This is a genomic window from Microvirga sp. VF16 (assembly GCF_016864375.1).
Classification (GTDB): Bacteria; Pseudomonadota; Alphaproteobacteria; order Rhizobiales; family Beijerinckiaceae; genus Microvirga.
This window is the reverse complement of record NZ_CP069358.1, coordinates 500,176-516,324: the sequence shown is the minus strand read 5'-3', so window position 1 is coordinate 516,324 and position 16,149 is coordinate 500,176. Positions and strand designations below refer to the sequence as shown.

14 protein-coding genes are annotated in these 16,149 nt (G+C 63.0%); 8 read left to right on the top strand and 6 right to left on the bottom strand.

Annotation, left to right across the window (positions count from 1 at the left end):
• Positions 1-88 precede the first annotated feature (88 nt).
• From JO965_RS45270 to JO965_RS45255, 4 genes are read left to right on the top strand one after another with little or no spacing between them, the layout of a single operon-like run.
• Complete coding sequence (locus JO965_RS45270) at positions 89-847, top strand: ABC transporter ATP-binding protein (RefSeq protein ID WP_203447950.1); 759 nt, start codon at positions 89-91, stop codon at positions 845-847.
• Positions 844-1,566: an ABC transporter ATP-binding protein gene (locus JO965_RS45265; protein ID WP_203447651.1), complete on the top strand. Its 723-nt coding sequence runs from the start codon at positions 844-846 to the stop codon at positions 1,564-1,566. The genes JO965_RS45270 and JO965_RS45265 overlap by 4 nt, the downstream gene beginning before the upstream one ends.
• Positions 1,567-1,577: 11 nt before the next feature.
• On the top strand, positions 1,578-2,483 hold the full coding sequence (locus JO965_RS45260) for a branched-chain amino acid ABC transporter permease (protein WP_203447948.1): 906 nt from the start codon (positions 1,578-1,580) through the stop codon (positions 2,481-2,483).
• Positions 2,483-3,463: a branched-chain amino acid ABC transporter permease gene (locus tag JO965_RS45255; protein WP_203447650.1), complete on the top strand. Its 981-nt coding sequence runs from the start codon at positions 2,483-2,485 to the stop codon at positions 3,461-3,463. The genes JO965_RS45260 and JO965_RS45255 overlap by 1 nt, the downstream gene beginning before the upstream one ends.
• A 145-nt stretch (positions 3,464-3,608) precedes the next feature.
• On the opposite strand, the gene JO965_RS45250 is transcribed toward JO965_RS45255, so the two are convergent.
• Positions 3,609-4,553, bottom strand: coding sequence for an IS5 family transposase (locus JO965_RS45250; RefSeq protein ID WP_203447649.1), 945 nt, complete (start codon positions 4,551-4,553; stop codon positions 3,609-3,611).
• Positions 4,554-5,042: 489 nt separating this feature from the next.
• On the opposite strand from JO965_RS45250, the gene JO965_RS45245 reads away from it, so the two are divergent.
• The gene (locus tag JO965_RS45245) at positions 5,043-5,924 is read left to right on the top strand and encodes an ArdC family protein (RefSeq protein WP_203447648.1); all 882 of its coding nucleotides are present in this window, start codon (positions 5,043-5,045) and stop codon (positions 5,922-5,924) included.
• 66 nt (positions 5,925-5,990) lie between these two features.
• Here JO965_RS45245 and JO965_RS45240 read toward each other — a convergent pair whose 3' ends face one another.
• Both JO965_RS45240 and JO965_RS45235 read right to left on the bottom strand, forming a co-directional pair.
• Entirely contained in the window at positions 5,991-7,652 is a 1,662-nt protein-coding gene (locus tag JO965_RS45240) for a type IV secretion system DNA-binding domain-containing protein (protein ID WP_203447647.1), read from the bottom strand.
• A 2-nt stretch (positions 7,653-7,654) separates the two neighbouring features.
• Positions 7,655-8,026 (bottom strand): hypothetical protein, encoded by a 372-nt coding sequence (locus JO965_RS45235; RefSeq protein ID WP_203447646.1) that lies wholly within the window; start codon positions 8,024-8,026, stop codon positions 7,655-7,657.
• Positions 8,027-8,170: 144 nt separating this feature from the next.
• Here JO965_RS45235 and JO965_RS45230 point away from each other — a divergent pair, with 144 nt between their 5' ends.
• Positions 8,171-10,789 (top strand): AAA family ATPase, encoded by a 2,619-nt coding sequence (locus tag JO965_RS45230; RefSeq protein WP_203447645.1) that lies wholly within the window; start codon positions 8,171-8,173, stop codon positions 10,787-10,789.
• Between the two features lie 140 nt (positions 10,790-10,929).
• Here the strand turns inward: JO965_RS45230 and JO965_RS45225 are convergent, their stop codons facing one another.
• From JO965_RS45225 to JO965_RS45215, 3 genes are all read right to left on the bottom strand, one after another.
• Positions 10,930-12,234 (bottom strand): type II toxin-antitoxin system HipA family toxin, encoded by a 1,305-nt coding sequence (locus JO965_RS45225; protein WP_203447644.1) that lies wholly within the window; start codon positions 12,232-12,234, stop codon positions 10,930-10,932.
• A complete protein-coding gene (locus JO965_RS45220; protein WP_203447643.1) occupies positions 12,234-12,485 on the bottom strand; it encodes a helix-turn-helix domain-containing protein in 252 nt (83 codons plus the stop codon). Before JO965_RS45220 ends, JO965_RS45225 begins: the two co-directional genes overlap by 1 nt.
• A 187-nt stretch (positions 12,486-12,672) precedes the next feature.
• Positions 12,673-12,996 carry a hypothetical protein gene (locus JO965_RS45215; protein WP_203447642.1) on the bottom strand — a complete coding sequence of 108 codons (324 nt, stop codon included), beginning with the start codon at positions 12,994-12,996 and terminating at the stop codon, positions 12,673-12,675.
• A gap of 179 nt (positions 12,997-13,175) precedes the next feature.
• Between JO965_RS45215 and JO965_RS45210 the strand changes: the two genes are divergently transcribed.
• Together JO965_RS45210 and JO965_RS45205 are read left to right on the top strand one after the other, a co-directional pair.
• The gene (locus tag JO965_RS45210; RefSeq protein WP_203447641.1) at positions 13,176-13,451 is read left to right on the top strand and encodes a hypothetical protein; all 276 of its coding nucleotides are present in this window, start codon (positions 13,176-13,178) and stop codon (positions 13,449-13,451) included.
• A gap of 235 nt (positions 13,452-13,686) precedes the next feature.
• Entirely contained in the window at positions 13,687-15,897 is a 2,211-nt protein-coding gene (locus JO965_RS45205) for an ATP-dependent RecD-like DNA helicase (protein ID WP_203447640.1), read from the top strand.
• The last annotated feature ends 252 nt before the right edge of the window (positions 15,898-16,149 follow it).

Genomic DNA, 16,149 nt, shown 5'->3' with positions numbered 1-16,149 from the left:
ACGTCCATTGCCTGTTGCACGTGCGCATTGTCATGACGCAAAATTGCCGCCCTCGCAACACGGCCCGGCCGGTGACTTCATTCCGCTCATGCTGACAGCCCAATCGATCACCAAGACCTTCGGCGGCAACCGCGCCGTCGACGCGGTGTCCTTCACGATCGAGAAGGGGACGATCACGGGCCTCATCGGGCCGAACGGGGCCGGCAAGACGACCCTCTTCAACTGCCTGGCGGGCTTGTTTCCCCCGACGTCCGGGTTGCTCAGCCTCGACGGGGAGCGGATCGACGGGCTTGCGCCGGATCAGATCTTCGCCCAGGGCCTCGCCCGGACGTTCCAGATCCCAAGACCCTTTCCCGAGATGACGGTGCTGGAGAACGTCATGGTGGCACCCCTGCACCAGCGCGGTGAGAGGTTCTGGGCTAACTGGCTCACGCCGGGCCACGTAGCCACCGAGGAACGGGCGTTGGCGGCCGCAGCCCGACACTGGATCGACTTCGTGGGCCTGTCGCATCTCGCTCAGCAGCCGGCGCGCGTCTTGTCCGGGGGACAGCGCAAGCTCCTGGAGCTCGCCCGGGTTCTCGTGGCCAAGCCGCGCCTGATCCTGCTCGACGAGCCCGGAGCCGGGGTCAATCCCGTGCTGCTCGATGCGATCGTTGACCGGATCGTGGCCCTCAACCGGCAGGGCATCACGTTCCTGATCATCGAGCACAACATGGATCTGGTGATGAGTTTGTGCCGTCCCATCATGGTGATGGCGCAGGGGCGCCTTCTGATGTCCGGGACAGCGCAGGAGGTGCGTGACGATCCGAGAGTGGTCGAGGCCTATCTCGGCGGAGCCCCGGCGTGACGGCTCTCCGGGTCGAGACCCTGGAGGCCGGCTATGAGCCAGGGCTCCCGATCGTGCGCGGCGCGTCACTGTCGGTCGAGCCGAACGAGATCGTTGCCATCCTCGGACCGAACGGCGCTGGCAAGTCGACCCTGATCAAGGCCATCGCCGGGCTGGTGCCGATCTCCGCTGGAAGGATCTTCCTGCACGATCGCGAGATCACGGGGCGCACGGCTCATCGATTAGCCCATGAAGGTCTTGGATTCGTGCCACAGACCGAGAATGTGTTCGTGAACCTCTCGATCGAGGACAATCTCGATCTCGCCGCCTCGATCCTGAAGGTGCCCAAGAAGCAGCGGCTCCACGATCTCTATGCCTTGTTCCCGGACCTCGCACGCCAGCGGCGACTCTTGGCGGGTCGTCTCTCGGGGGGGCAGCGCCAGATGCTCGCGGTCGCCCGGGCGCTGGTCGGCGCGCCTAAGGTCCTGATGCTGGACGAACCCTCAGCGGGGCTTTCGCCGAAGCTCGTGGGTATCGTCTTCGAGAAGCTCAGGGAAGTTCGCGCCACCGGCGTCACGGTCGTGCTGGTGGAGCAGAACGTGAAGGCAGCGCTCGCCATCGCCGATCGCGCCGCAGTCCTGGTCGAGGGAAGCACTCGGATCGTCGGCGCCGCGCGCGACCTCTCGGACGATCCGCAGGTCGCCGCACTCTATCTCGGACAGCATCGAGGAGGCATCTAGTGTTGCAGCTCATGGCTGACGGCTTCGTCATCGGCTCGGTCGTTGCGCTCGGAGCGATCGGCGTGACGCTGGTCTATTCCATCCTGCGCTTTGCGAACTTCGCCCATGGCGAGCTTCTGACCTGGGGCGCCTATTTCGCTTGGACGACGCTCCTTGGTATGGCGGCTGTCTGGGGGCCCATGGAGCCCCTCGGCCCGTTCTCGTTCGGCTGGGCGCTCCTCACCGCGCTGGTCGTCGCCGCGATCGCGACTGCGGCGCTGGCGCTGCTGGTTGATCGGCTCCTGTTCCGTCCGCTGCGGCGGCATGGGAGCGCGATCACGCTGATCATGGCGAGCTTCGGGGCCGCTCTCGTGCTGCGCAACCTGCTCCAGTTCATCTATGGGGCGGTCCCGGAATACTACAGCCGTGAGATCCAGGTCGCCATCCGGCTGGTTCCGAGGGACGTCTTGGGCGGGTTGCGGATCACCCCGGATCAGCTCTTTGTCCTTGGACTGACGGCCGTTTCGGTCATCGGGCTCCATCTCTTCCTCACGCGCACGACCCTCGGCAAGGCAATGCGGGCAGTCTCGATCAATCCGCAACTTGCCCGGGTAACCGGGATCGACGTTGACCGCGTGATCCGCGCCACCTGGATCATCGGTGCCGTTCTCGCGGCCGTGGCCGGGGTGTTCTCGGGCCTCACCGTCCAGCTGCGGCCGCAACTCGGCCTCGACCTTTTGCTTCCGCTCTTCGCTGCGGCGATTCTCGGGGGAATCGGCAGCGTCTACGGGGCGGTCGCGGGCGGCCTCATCGTCGGCCTCGCGGAAAGCCTGTCGGTGCCGCTCGTCGGGGCTGAATACCGAGCGGCCACCGCCTTCGTGGTGCTCATCGCCATCTTGCTTGTCCGCCCCACCGGTCTCTTCGGCGAGAGGACGTGATGCCCGATCTGCTCGGTCTGCTCTCATACGGCACCTTCTTTCTCGTCTTTGCCACGATTTTTGGGCTGGTGGTGCTCGGCCTCAACCTGCAATGGGGCTTCACGGGCCTGTTCAATGTCGGCGTGGCGGGCTTTGTTGCGATTGGGGCCTACACGTCGGCGCTCCTAACAGCGCCGGACTACCCAGATCAGATCGGCGGCTTGGACTTGCCCATTCCCCTCGGTTGGATCGGCGCGATGGCGACATCTGGGCTTGCAGCCTTCGTCGTTGGGGTGGCAGCACTGCGGCTGCGGCACGACTATCTGGCCATCACCACATTCGGTATTGCTGTTACCCTGCAACTGATCGCGTTGAATGCCCAGGGCCTGACGGGCGGGCCGTTCGGGCTGCAGTTCATCCCGAAGCCGTTCGCCGACATCATCGCGGATAACCTCGCCTGGAACCTGACCTACTTGGTGATAGCCGCGACATTGCTTGGTCTCAGCTATGTTGCCCTGGAACGCTTGGTGCGCAGCCCCTGGGGTCGCGTTCTGCGAGCGATCCGCGAGGACGAGACGGCGGCCGCGTCCCTTGGGAAGCGGGCCTTCCGGTTTCGTCTGCAAGCCTTTGTGATCGGCTGCATGCTCATGGGGCTTGGCGGGGCGCTTTACGCGCACTTTGTCGGCTACATTGCTCCGGAGGATTTTCTGCCGATTCTTACGTTTCAGATGTGGACCATGCTGATTGTGGGCGGCTCGGGCAACAATCTCGGGGCTGTCCTTGGAGCCTTCGTGGTATGGGCCTTATGGACCCTGTCCGGGAATGTGCTTCGTGAGTTGGTGCCGGCTGAGTATCAGGCCAGGGCAGCAACCCTGCAGGTCGTTCTTATCGGGCTGCTTCTGGTGCTCATTCTTTTGGTACGGCCGCGCGGGCTCCTCGGCGAGGAGACCGTGGTTTCACGGCACATGAAGGACTCAGCTGGCGAAGTTCGGGAGGAATAAGGCTGCCGAGGCGAGCTGGCCTGGTCGCAGTTCGCCGAAGGTGCTCGACGGTGATCCAACAAGCGGCAGGCTGACCTATTAGCACCAGAAGGGCGTTGGCGCAGGGATCGTGAATTTCACGGATTATGGTCTTTGATGCCGTCGTTTATGCGGTGGTTCCAATGCGACGGACGGATTTCGGGCGTGCGCATGCCAGCATGCGATTGAGGACGGTGCAGCCGAGGGCGGCCTCCGTCTGCTGGGCGCCGAACGACCGCGCCCTCAACCGTCTCCCGATGACAGCCTTGGATCGGCCGATCGCACTCTCGACCAGAGACCGTTTGCCGTAACCCATGACGGCTTGCCATGTCATCCGGCCATCCGTGGTGATCGCCGCAATATGGCGGTCCCGCTGGCTGGGCGGTTCGATCCTCGACCGATCGACGGCGTTGACCCGCGGCGGGATGACGACCGCCGCATTGGCGCTGTGGCTGGTGACGGCGTCGTAGGCCGGTTTGCCATCGTAGGCGCCATCGGCGGTGAACTGGCCGATCGGGACGTCGATCTGCTCGAGCACCGGCTCTACCTGCGAGGCGTCGCCGGTGTCCTGATCGGTCATGATATGGGCAATGATCTCGCCGCTGTCGGCATCCAGCGCCAGATGCAGCTTGCGCCATCCCCTCCGCGACCTGGCGCCGTGCTTTTCCTCCCGCCATGGGCCGGCGCCGTAGACTTGGAGCCCGGTGCTGTCGATGAGGATGTGAACAGGCCCTTCTCCTGGAACCCGGCGCCCCTGCCGTCCTACAGATGATTGCCAGGTCCATGCTCGCCGGCTGAGGGTGGTGTGATCGGGCACGGCGAGATCCAGCCTCATCAACTCCAGCACCGATGTGAGCAAGCCCTCCGTCTGGCGCAGCCGCAGGCCAAACACCAGGCCAACGGTCAGGGCCGTTTCGATCGCCAGATCGGAATCGCGCGGCTGCCCGCCGCGCGTCGTGCGCTTCGCCGCTTGCCAAGACGACAGCGCCTCCGCGGTCATCCACAGCGTCAGGCTGCCGCGCCGGCGAAGGCCCGCCTCATATTCCGGCCAGTTCGCCATCTTGAACGTCATCGTGCCGATACGATGGCGGCGGGCAGCAAGCTATTTCGATGACCGCTCGACTACACAAGCACCGCTAACGATCCATGCACCAACGCCCCTCAGCACACCTTCGGCGCTCGATGAGGAGCGCGGCGGCTTCGGGCCTGCTTCGCTTCGCTCCGGGCGCTACTGCCGTTTGACGCACCTGGACAGCTTTCGCGGGGGGCCGAGCCTCCCCGTTCACAAAGCCGCCGCCGTTGCCGGCGCCGTCATTCACAGATCCATGCTTTGGAGGAGGGGAGAGAGGCGCGCGGCCCTCTCTCCCCACGCAACCAGAAAATCCGGTCTCCCCATCCTTCGGGCCAATGGCCCTGCCAGGATCGCTGACGCGGCCCTCCAGCCGCCATGCGGCTTGCGGGTGGGTGATCCCCCTCCGGATTTTCCGGTTGCCCCCTCTCTCCCCGCTGTTCGCCACGAGGCAGGGGCGCTGGCGCTTGCGCCCACAAAAGGAGAGAGAGCATGAACCGGAACCTTTATCGCGATGTCACCGACCGCATTCTTGGAGAGATGGAAAAGGGCGCGCTTCCGTGGGTGAAGCCGTGGAGCGGCTATACAGGTTCACAGATGCCGCATAACGCCGCGACGGGCCGCGCGTATTCCGGCTGCAATGTCGTGCTGTTGTGGATCGCGCAAGCCGCAGGCGGTTTCACAAGCCCCCGTTTCATAACCTACAAGCAGGCTCAGGAGTTGGGCGGCAACGTGCGCAAGGGCGAGAAGGGCCACAAGATCGTTTACGTGAACGCCTTCGAGAAGGAGGAGGTCAACGACACCGGCGAGACGGAAACCCGCCGCATTCCCTTCCTGCGGGAGTTTACCGTCTTCAATCTCGACCAGATCGAGAACCTACCGGAGACCATCACGGGCAGCCAAACCACGGCTCAGAACCCCGAGCAGCGGATCGACGTTGCAGAGGACTTTGTGAAGGCGACCCGCGCCGACGTTCGCCACGGCGAGGGGCAAGCCTATTACCGCGCGAGCGCCGACTTTGTGATGATGCCCGATTTCATCACGTTCAGGAGCGCCGACCACTATTATGCAACCCTCTTCCATGAACTCGGCCACTGGACCGGCAGCGAGAAGCGCCTTGCGCGCGACCTGCGGAACCGTTTCGGCTCCGAAGCCTACGCCGCCGAGGAGCTTGTTGCGGAACTGACGAGCGCCTTCCTGTGTGCCGAATTTGGTTTTGACGGCGATATTCGCCACGCCGGATATATTCAGAACTGGATTGCCATTCTGAAAAAGGACGAGCGCGCATTCTTCACCGCCGCCAGCGCCGCACAGAAGGCCGCGGACCACTTGCGCAGCCTGGCCCTGGCCGACCTCACGCCGCTTGCGGCGTGAGGGGAGGATGGTCCTAAGAGCTGTAGGTCTCAGTCTTGCATGGACCGGATGCCAGGTGGAGCACCCTCAGGCTGCAGCATCCTGCGGCCAGATACGGACCGTCGGCAGGCCTTGGCTGAACTTCACATAGCCATGTCCCTGGCTTAAGGCCGAGATCTGTTCCGGCATCACGGCCCGCTTGGTGCGGTGCTGCACGATCTCGGTCTCGCTGTTGCTTTTGGTCGAGGCGAAGGAGGTTGGATTGTCCCTCGTTTGCGTACCACGTTGCAGACGGGTTTCCTCGACCTCCACGTCGCCGAGCGTCTTTGAGGACCACTCGGCGAGCCGGTGATCGGAGGCGCGCATGATCACCCGGTTACTCAAGGAGGCCAGCACCGTATCGGCTCCAGCCTCGCCATAGAGCTCGACCAGTTGCGTGCGGCTCTGGACGCCGACCAGGATGCGCACGCCTTTCTTGCGCAGGCGCGAGACTGCATCGCGGAAGCGGCCCAGCGCTCCGAGCGCATCCATCTCATCGATGACGATCCAGACCGGCGGGGCGTCGTCAGGCCGTTCGAGGCCGGCCGTCACCAGGATGTCAGCCCAGGTGGCAAGCAGAGTCTTATGGGCTGCGATGTTGGTTGCGTCATACGGCAGCCAGAGCCAGCGGGTGTCCTCGGCCATGAAACGGCGCAGGGAGAAGTCACCACCCTTCATGTACTTCCAGCCGGAGACGAAGGGCACGAGAGTTGAGCGCACCGAGGCGAGGAACGCCTTGTTGTCATCGCTGCAATGAGCGGCTGCCGCCGTGCCTTCAAGGGCGATCGCAAGCTCCGTCCGGTCGGCGACGGTGCACAGGCGCAGCAGTTCGGCATTGGAGGATTGCGCCCCGACATTGTGCCCGAGATTGGCGAGCAGATCGCGGGCGAAATTGCGCCAATCCGTGCTCGCGCCATAGCCTTCCGGCACGACGGAGGCGGCGAGCAGCTCCCAATCGTGTGGCGCGCGCACCTCGTTGCGCAGATCCCAGCCCGGCGAGCCTTCCTCAGCTGGAGACAGCGAGACTGCATCGACCTTCGGGAACTGACGCCGGAAGGCGCCACCATGATCAAAGCAGATCACCCGGTCGCCGCGCTTGGCGAGGTCGTGCAAGGTCTGCGCGATGAGGAAGGATTTGCCCGACCCAGAGGAGCCGGTGATGAGGGTATGTTCGGTCTCCACTTTGCGCGGCATCGGCAGCCCGCCGACGCGCACCATGCCCTGCTCATGAGCAGCGGCGACGATTTTGTGCCACGGTTTTTTGGCGAGGCGGACCACTTGGCGGAACGACATGTCTTTGGCCGAGTGGTGGGAGATCAGGGCCGCAGCCCCGAAGGCCATGTCATCGAGGACAAGCGCGCCACGCAGACGGCGCTCGGAATAGCGCGCTTTGTCCTTGAACAGGCCGAGTCGGCCCAGACCATAGATCACACCGACGATGAGCATCACTTCGAGCACGCCCGCGCCGATAATCACGCCCTTGATCGGAGGGTTGAAGCCGACCTTGCTCACCACCCCGTGGGCCCAGGCGATGGTGTCGCCAGGGCGAGACATCAGGGCGGGAATGGCCTCCCACCGCCAGAGCAAGGCATCGTAAGCGATAGGGAAGAGCGCGAAGTAGAGGTAAGCGAGCACGAGCACCGCAATGATGAGGCCGGCGAACGCCAGCAAGGCGAAGAAGCCGTCTCCTGAAGGTCTCTCGTCCGACATGCTCAGCCTCCGATCTCGGCGAGCAGATCGGCCATGACGGCGCGGTCGCGGTCATTCAGGTAATCAAACAGCGATTCCCGCAGCAGAGCGGCCAGGCGCGGATCGCCCTTGGCGTGCAGCACCCAGCCGCCCAGAATCACCTTCTGCTGGGTTTCGATCTTGCGGCGCTTTTCGGCAAGGGCCGCGGTCTTCTGGGCCAGGCGCAGCTCCGCCAGATCGAGCGAGAGGCGGCGCAGGCGCAGCTTCTCGGCGGGTGTTGCAGTTTTGGCCTTCGACTTTCCCCGCAGCATCTCGATCTCGGCGAGAATGCCGACGGCTGGATCAACCCCTTTGGCTGCCCCACCGGGAGCAGCGTTGTTCACTTCGATACTCATCGTTTGTTGTCAGTCCCCTTTGAATGACGGGTAGGCGGATATTGACGTTGGCCAAGCTTGGCAATAGGGTCCAGGGAAGTTTCAGACGCAATATACAAAATGCTTGTGCATTTTGTGCGCTCTCCGAGGGGTATGACATCCCGCATGGCCATCGAGTTCGCCTCCGTCGCGATTGTACGCGCCGGCTCCGGCTCTGCCGTGGGCCTGTCGCATTACATCGATCGCTCGAACGGGCGCGATCGTGTCAACGGCGCGAGCTATTGCTTCGATGGCAAGGATGTCGACGTGCTCGGGCGGGGCCTGATGGTGCCCGAGACTGCGCCGGACTGGGCGCTCGACACGAATGCGTTGTGGAACGCCGCGACGGAGCGCGAATTGGTGCGCGACCGCAAGACCGGCGAATTGCGGTTTTCGCGCCACGGCGAGCCGCAGGTGGCCAAGTCCTATGTGCTCGCGCTGCCGAAGGAATTGTCGGCCGAGGACAACCGCGCACTGCTGCAATCCTGGCTCGACCAGAAGTTCACCCAAGCCGGGGTTGCCGTGCAGTGGGCGATCCACCGCGATCACGGCGAGAATGGCAACGTGCACGCGCATGTTTTAGTCTCAACGCGCCGGCTTGGACCGGACGGGTTTGGAGCGAAGGCACGCGAGCTCAATCCGCAATTTGCGCGCGCGCCAGGGCTTCAGAAAGGCTTTATTGCCGAGACCGGCGCGCTGACGCGGGAGTGGCGGTCGTTCCAGGATGAATTCTTCCGGGCACGCGGGCTGGCGCTCACCGTCGATCCATCCCGCATGACACCGCAATTGCATCTCGGGGCCGCGTTTCGAACCGAGACCTCGGCACTGCACCAGGCCAATGCGGCGCGGGCGGAAAAAGAGCGGGAAAACGTGCGCCGGCCGGAGCGGGTTTTGGCGCATCTGACGGCCCGCGCGGCCACGTTCACGGGGCGCGATCTCGACACATATCTGAGCAAGTCCAGCCTGCCGGCCCAGGAGATCGAGACCGCACGAGCCGCGGTGCTCGGCCACGCTGATCTGGTGCGTCTCGAGGAGCGGCAATCCGGGCGCGACGGACAGGTGCTGGTCATTGAGCGCTTCACCACAAAGGCGGTGGTGGAGCAGGAGAGGGGAATCCTGGCCGATGCCGGTGCACTCACACGGCAATCCGCGCATCCGGTCAGCGCGCGGGCGGTGCAGGCCGCGCGGTCGACGCGGACGCTTGACGGCGAGCAGGAGAGGGCGCTGACTTATGCTGCGCAAGGGCAGGGTCTGGCGGTGATCCGCGGCCGCGCCGGCACCGGCAAATCCTACACCATGGCGGCGATCCGAGAGGCGCATGAGGGCAGTGGATTCCGAGTGGTTGGATTAGCCCCAACCAACACGGTGGCGGCGGACATGCGCAAGGACGGTTTTGGCGAGGGCCGCACGGTGGCAAGCGAGATGCTGCGCCAGGAGCGCGGCCGTGAGACCTGGGACGGGCGCACGGTGGTGATCGTCGATGAAATGGGGATGCTCTCGCACCGGGATATGGAGCGGGTGCTGTCGCATGCACGCGTGACCGGTGCGAAGGTGATTGGGCTCGGCGATGAGCGGCAACTGGCGAGCGTTGAGCGCGGCGGGATGTTCGCGCTGGTGGCAGAGGAGGCGAGGGCGGTCGAACTGACCCAGGTGCGGCGGCAGCGGGACGAGTGGCAACGCCAAGCGAGCGCGGCGGCGGCGCGGGGTGATCTGTCGGCGACGGTGCGAGCCTACAGCGAACGTGGAGCGGTGCGCTGGTCATCCGATCTGGTGAAGGCGCGCGCTGATCTGGTTCGCGATTGGACAGAGGCACTGCGCGCGCAAGGATCAACCCAGCCGCTTCCCTTTGTCTACGCCGCGACCAATGACGCGGTGGACGCGCTGAACCGAGATCTGCGCCAAGCCCGCATCGCTCTCGGGCAGATCGATGAAGAGGCTGGACGGACCTTTGCGACGGAGAAGGGCGAACGGCAGCTGGAGACCGTTATCAGCCCCGGCGACCGGGTGACGTTCCATGCCACCGTGCGCGACCGAGCGGCAAAACTCGAGCTGCGCAACGGGGAAAGCGGGGTTGTAACCCGCATCCAGGACAATCGGCTCACGGTCCACCTCGACGGCGGACGGGCCGTGAGCTTTGACGCCGTGAAGCATCGCGGCTGGGGGCTGGGCTATGCAGGCACGGTGTATAAGGGGCAGGGCAAGACGCAACGGCAGGTCATGACCCTCTACGATCATGCCCATGCCTGGCGGCGGGAGGCAAGCTATGTGGCGCTAACCCGGCACGCGCAGGACCTGAAGGTCTATGCGAGCCAGGATCTGGCGCGGAACGAGATGGCGTTGGGGCGGCAGATGGAGCGCGGGGACGGCAAGGCGGCCGCCCTATCGTACGACCTCGCGCAGGCGCCGCAGCTCACCCGGGACGCGGAGCTCGTGGCAGAGCAAGTGCGGGAGCCGGTCACAAACCAGAACCGACAGCGGCTGATGGAGGAGGCGCAGATGAGAGCTCAGGGTGAGGCCAGCCGAACAATGACGCCAGAGGAGCGCCGGGCGGCAATGGATGAGATCCGCGCGCGCAGCAGTGGCGAGCAAGCCTTAAGTGCCGACGAGCGGCAGGCGCGTATGGCCCAGGCCCGCCAGGAGCAGGAGGCGCGTCAGCAGGCCGCCCGGGAGCAAAGCCGGAGCCAGGAGGCCGAACGTGTGCCCACCCACCGCAGCCGTGAGGACGATCACCAGTTGAAGCGGTGACGAGCGGGCCTGATCCAAGACGTGATCCGTGCTAGCCTCTGGTGCTCGTAAATCAAGCCGCGGCACCGTCTTTCCTGGTTTTTCCTGCCGATGCAGGTGTGACAGACAAGTAGGTCCGCCCTGCCCATCGTCGATCACCATCATGCTTCAATCCGGCTGAGGCGGCTCTCGATGCCGCCGACGATCGAGGATACAAGGTGCTCTGGAAATCCTGATGGAAGCGATCGCACGACACGTTCAACGGCACCCGGTACGGCTGATTGAAGATCGTCCAGGATCGGCTGCACTACAGGCGCACCAACGCCGGCTTTCTCCGCCGTCTGCAGAAAGTGGCGTGGCATGATGTCGTCGATCCTGTAATGGCGCTTATCGCCCACAGACATGGCAAGCTTCATCTGCTTGCGCTGAATCTGGCCGGCATCAAGACTCGGCTGCGCCGACAGGACATCGTAGAAGGGCGTCAGCCGAAAGCGCCCACCGGGGTTGAGAAAAATGCTGAAGTTCTTGGCGTGACCGTCGGTGGCGCCGAGTAGCCAAAACACGATCGCGGCGCGGAGAAATGTCGACTGGTCCGCCTCGGGCTCGTCGCTTCCCTTCAGCAGGTCCAGAATATCCCGAATCCCAGGGCCGCCCTCTGCCTGGTATTTCAAGGTCGGTGGGATCGAGAGTGCCTGACAGCAATCTTCCTGCGGCAGGCGCAGAAGGCGGCTATCTCTGGTCCAGTGGCGGTCGAACCGCTGCACAACGAGCGCTCGCTTCCCACCGAAATCGCCAATAGCCACTTTCGCGCTCGGAATGCCGAGTTCGGCCGTCAGTCTCAGGCAAATGAATTCGTTCTCGATGCTGTCGGATAGGTCAATACCATTGGGGATCCTTCCGATCTGCGGTTTCAGAATGTGCGTGGTTGCCGTTGTGCCGTGTGGTTTGCACCATCTGCCCTCCCAGAACAGGAGGGCGGTCTTTTCCTGCGCTCCGGCAATCGAAATCCGAAAATCCTGATCGGGATCCAGTCCGAGGGGGGCGGAAGCGAGGTTGTTCAGCAGCCGCGCGATCTCGTCGTCGTCGACGGGTGTGCCATCGATTGTGCCGGCTGGGTCCGGATCTTGCCCATCGGGAAGGAATTGCAGGGCGCCAACACAATCCCGTCCGACGGCAGTCAGAAGACTGTAGGCGTCGACACCGTCGGCGCCGACGCGTTCAGCGACGCGCCTACGGATGGAATCGCTGTCAGGCAGCAGGTTGTCGAAGACCGCGACGACCGGAGCGCCGACATAACGGTCCTCGCGCAGAGGCAGGGACAGAGACACTGGAAAGGCATATTCCCATTCGAGCCATGAGGAATCGTACTGGAAGTCGATCGCGCCGCTTGCCTCCCGGTTCAGTCGTCCAACGAAGCGACTGTTGAGGAAGACATTCAAAGGGACATGCTTGCGGCGGCGAGCCATCAGAAGATATCCTCAATCTCGCTTGCCGAGGCGGCTGTCCGGGGGCGGAGTACAAGCTCCAGGTTTAGAGCGGCCAACACGTCATACAGTGTGCCAATTTGTGTACCTGGCTCTCCGGCCTCAACCGTCGAGATAGTCGCTTGGCGCAGTTTCGTTCTCGCCCCGAGATCGGTTTGGTTCAGGCCAAGTTTTCGGCGGTGCCGTCGCAAAGCTTCGCCCAGCTGCTTGGGAGTGCGGACAATCTGCTCCATGGGGTCTCCCCTCTCTCCTATTTAGTATACGGAGAAAGGTATAAAACTTCAATATACGGTTTAGCGTATTTACCCAAATTAATCGCTTAAGCGTATAAAAACAAAATATACTCTATAAGGTATAAAATGGAAGTTCGAAGCTGTGTGGATACGCTCGGCATTTGGGTTGCAGGGCTCACAGGCCGGATCACCCAGTGAATGCACCAGGCGTTATCAACCTACAAGGCGGGCTACTAGAACGACTGATCGCTCCTATCGTTGCGGTGGTAATGCGGTTCGCTGTCTGATTGCGAATGCCGAGATCAGTTCCAGAGCGCTCCAGAAGAAAGCCGCCGACAAGCCAGCCTGCCGCGATACCGATCTCGATCTGGGCAGCAATGGCGCGTTTGTCCAAAGCGTTCAGCGCCTCCCGATCTAAGCTGATGCGGATTGGCAGCTGTGCGCTGGTCGATTCAGGTGCTTTGCGCCTGCCTTGCGTTTTGCCTGGATTAGGTTTTGACGCTTTCGCCATGGCTTCGATATGGTTGGCCGTGGAAATAATCCAGGAGCTATGCCAGGGCGTGTTAGACCAGTCGGCATTCCCGGTATTCAGGACAGTGAGGGATGTAGTAATCCCCGGAGGTCTGTCCCGGCAGCAATTCCGTTCGGCTTCCGGACTTTTGCGTTGGCTTTCAGCTTCGCGATCTCAGCTTGGAGCAGCTCGATTTTCTCGACCTGCTCCCGGTTGGCGCGGATCAATTCCCTGGCTTCACTCCTCAGGTCAGCAATTTCAGCTTTGAGTTCATTGCAGTCGGCAGCAATGCTATCCTCATGCCTGGCTTGAGCTTGCAGCTCACGCAGCTGCTGCCTCTGATCCGCTACCTTCTCTTGCAACTTCCTGATTTGCTGCTCAGCTTTTGCGAGCAGCCGCCTCATATCCCTTGCCTGTTGTTCGGGCTCACCCAACTCGGTGAGCTTTCGGTCTGATCCTGTCCGAATCATGATCTGGTGGCCTCTCTTGATCTATACCTCGAAAAGAACAAACATAGAACATACGTCAGGGTCAAGTCACGCTTCAGCCTCCCACCCCCTCAGAGCCGATCGCGAGGCCGGGTACTTCCAGGCTTGGATGAAGTGGGTGGATGCGAAGGAGCACCACCTCGTCAGCGGCACCATCTAGCGATAGAGTCGAAGAGGCTGGGAGTTTCTCCTGGCAGACAGCATGGACCAGATGTTCCGACCGCCACAGGCTGATCAACGACCTGTCCTGGAGACTCTCGCGGGCTCGGTCGAGCGCGTCACCTTCCACAATGCCGAGAACGGCTTCGCTGTCCTGAAAGTCCACGCGCGAGGCAAGCGTGATCTTGTGACAGTCGTCGGCCACACCCCTACTGTTGCCGCAGGCGAATGGATCACCGCCAGCGGGCTGTGGATCAGCGACCGCACGCATGGGCTGCAGTTCAAGGCCGAGATGCTCAAGACCACCCCGCCGACTGGGGCGGAGGGCATCGAGAAGTATCTCGCCTCGGGCCAGATGCGCGGCATCGGACCAGCCATGGCGAAGCGGATTGTCGCTGCCTTCGGAGTGGACACCTTCGAGATTATCGAAGCCAGCCCTGAGCGCCTGACGGACGTCCCCGGCATCGGCCCGATGCGAGCCTCGCGCATCGTCTCGGGTTGGGCCGAGCAGAAGGCGGTGCGGGAGATCATGATCTTTCTGCATGCCCATGGGGTCGGCACGGCACGGGCAGTACGCATCTTCAAGACCTATGGCTATGAGGCCATTCAGGTCATGACCGAGGACCCCTATCGTCTCGCGAAGGACGTGCGCGGTATTGGCTTCAGGACGGCTGATGCCATTGCAGCCAAGCTCGGCATGGAGAAGACCGCGCCGCAGCGGATCCGAGCTGGGATCTCGTTCGCGCTGCAGACCGCCACCGATGAAGGGCACTGCGCCTTGCCGGTCGAGGCGCTCACCCGCCTGGCCGAGCGACTGCTTGAGGTCGGCCAGGCGTTGATCCGCACCGCCGTGGTCGAGGAGTTGAGCAAGGGCGAAATCGTCTCGGACACCATTGGCGACGAAACCTGCCTGTTTCTCAAGGGGCTTTATCTGGCCGAGCAGGCCATCGCATCCCGGTTGATCGAGAGAGCCTGCGGCCCGCCGCCCTGGCCTGAGATTGGCCTCGACAAGGCTATTCCCTGGGTGGAAGGCCGCACCGGCAAGACCCTGGCGGCCTCCCAGCGTGCGGCGCTGCAACTGGTGCTCGGCTCCAAGGTGGCGGTGGTGACCGGTGGTCCTGGCGTCGGCAAGACGACGCTGCTTGACACAATTCTGCGCCTGCTGGTCGCCAAGGGCGTTCGGGTCGCGCTTGCAGCCCCCACAGGACGAGCGGCCAAGCGCATGACCGAGCAGACCGGCTTGGAGGCCAAGACCATCCACCGCCTGCTCGAGATCGATCCCAAGCACGGCGGCTTCTCGCGCAACGAGGAGAATCCGCTCGACTGCGATCTCCTGGTGGTGGACGAGACCTCGATGGTCGACGTACCGCTGATGAACGCCCTGACCAAAGCGATTCCGGCGCATGCAGGCCTGCTTTTGGTCGGCGATGTGGACCAGCTACCGTCGGTTGGGTCCGGGCAGGTTCTGGCTGACATCATCGCCTCGGAGAGCATCCCTGTCGCGCGGCTGACAGAGGTTTTCCGTCAGGCGGCGGAAAGCCGGATCGTGGTCAATGCCCACAAGATCAACAAGGGCCAGATGCCCGAGCCGCCGAAGGCTGGAGAGGAGACCGACTTCTACTTCATCAGTATCAATGATCCCGAGGAGGGCGTGCCGAAGATCATCCAGATGATCAAGGAGCGCATGCCGCGCCGGTTCGGGCTCGATCCGATGAAGGACATTCAGGTGCTCTGCCCGATGAACCGAGGTGTGCTCGGAGCCCGCAACCTCAACATCCAGCTTCAAGAAGTGCTCAATCCGAATCCCCCGTCCAGGGTGGAACGGTTCGGCTGGCGCTTCTCGCCGGGAGACCGGGTGATGGAGACGCAGAATGACTATGACCGGGAGGTGTTCAATGGCGATCTCGGCACGGTGGTGCGGATCGATGACGAAGAAGGTGCCTTGATCGCATCCTTCGACAGTCGGGAGGTGATCTATCCCTTTGGTGAACTCGACACCCTGGTACCCGCCTATGCCACTACGATCCATAAATCGCAGGGCTCCGAATATCCCGCGGTGATCATTCCGGTCGTAACGCAGCACTTCACGATGCTGGCCCGCAACCTGCTCTACACGGGTGTCACCCGAGGCAAACGTCTCGTCGTCCTGGTCGGTCAAAAGAAAGCGATCGCCATGGCGGTAAGGGGAGGGCAGATGAAGAAGCGCTGGACGAAGCTGCGGGAATGGCTCTCGCGTGAACTCGCGCTCTCATAATGGCTAAGTGATGAGGATCAATGAGCGCCATCCGCATCGCGTTCCAGATCAGCTCCAAATTACCTGTGGTAATCCGCGCTGAGATTACGGTGGTTAGTGTCGCGGTATGGGGCTGGTGAACTTCAAGTCCTATGACTGACAGGCAATTCTCTCTATCAGCTCCGTTGCACCCACGATGTCCACCACCCGAATGGCTGCCAACAGATGCTCGACCTTATGCTCCCGCCGATCCGTGGGATCCTCAGTGCCTTA

Coding starts and splice junctions, on each gene's coding strand:
- JO965_RS45270 (WP_203447950.1), top strand. CDS start 89: ATGCTGACAGCCCAATCGATCACCAAGACCTTCGGCGGCAACCGCGCC.
- JO965_RS45260 (WP_203447948.1), top strand. CDS start 1,578: ATGGCTGACGGCTTCGTCATCGGCTCGGTCGTTGCGCTCGGAGCGATC.
- JO965_RS45255 (WP_203447650.1), top strand. CDS start 2,483: ATGCCCGATCTGCTCGGTCTGCTCTCATACGGCACCTTCTTTCTCGTC.
- JO965_RS45250 (WP_203447649.1), bottom strand. CDS start 4,553: ATGACGTTCAAGATGGCGAACTGGCCGGAATATGAGGCGGGCCTTCGC.
- JO965_RS45245 (WP_203447648.1), top strand. CDS start 5,043: ATGAACCGGAACCTTTATCGCGATGTCACCGACCGCATTCTTGGAGAG.
- JO965_RS45240 (WP_203447647.1), bottom strand. CDS start 7,652: ATGTCGGACGAGAGACCTTCAGGAGACGGCTTCTTCGCCTTGCTGGCG.
- JO965_RS45235 (WP_203447646.1), bottom strand. CDS start 8,026: ATGAGTATCGAAGTGAACAACGCTGCTCCCGGTGGGGCAGCCAAAGGG.
- JO965_RS45230 (WP_203447645.1), top strand. CDS start 8,171: ATGGCCATCGAGTTCGCCTCCGTCGCGATTGTACGCGCCGGCTCCGGC.
- JO965_RS45225 (WP_203447644.1), bottom strand. CDS start 12,234: ATGGCTCGCCGCCGCAAGCATGTCCCTTTGAATGTCTTCCTCAACAGT.
- JO965_RS45220 (WP_203447643.1), bottom strand. CDS start 12,485: ATGGAGCAGATTGTCCGCACTCCCAAGCAGCTGGGCGAAGCTTTGCGA.
- JO965_RS45215 (WP_203447642.1), bottom strand. CDS start 12,996: ATGGCGAAAGCGTCAAAACCTAATCCAGGCAAAACGCAAGGCAGGCGC.
- JO965_RS45205 (WP_203447640.1), top strand. CDS start 13,687: ATGGACCAGATGTTCCGACCGCCACAGGCTGATCAACGACCTGTCCTG.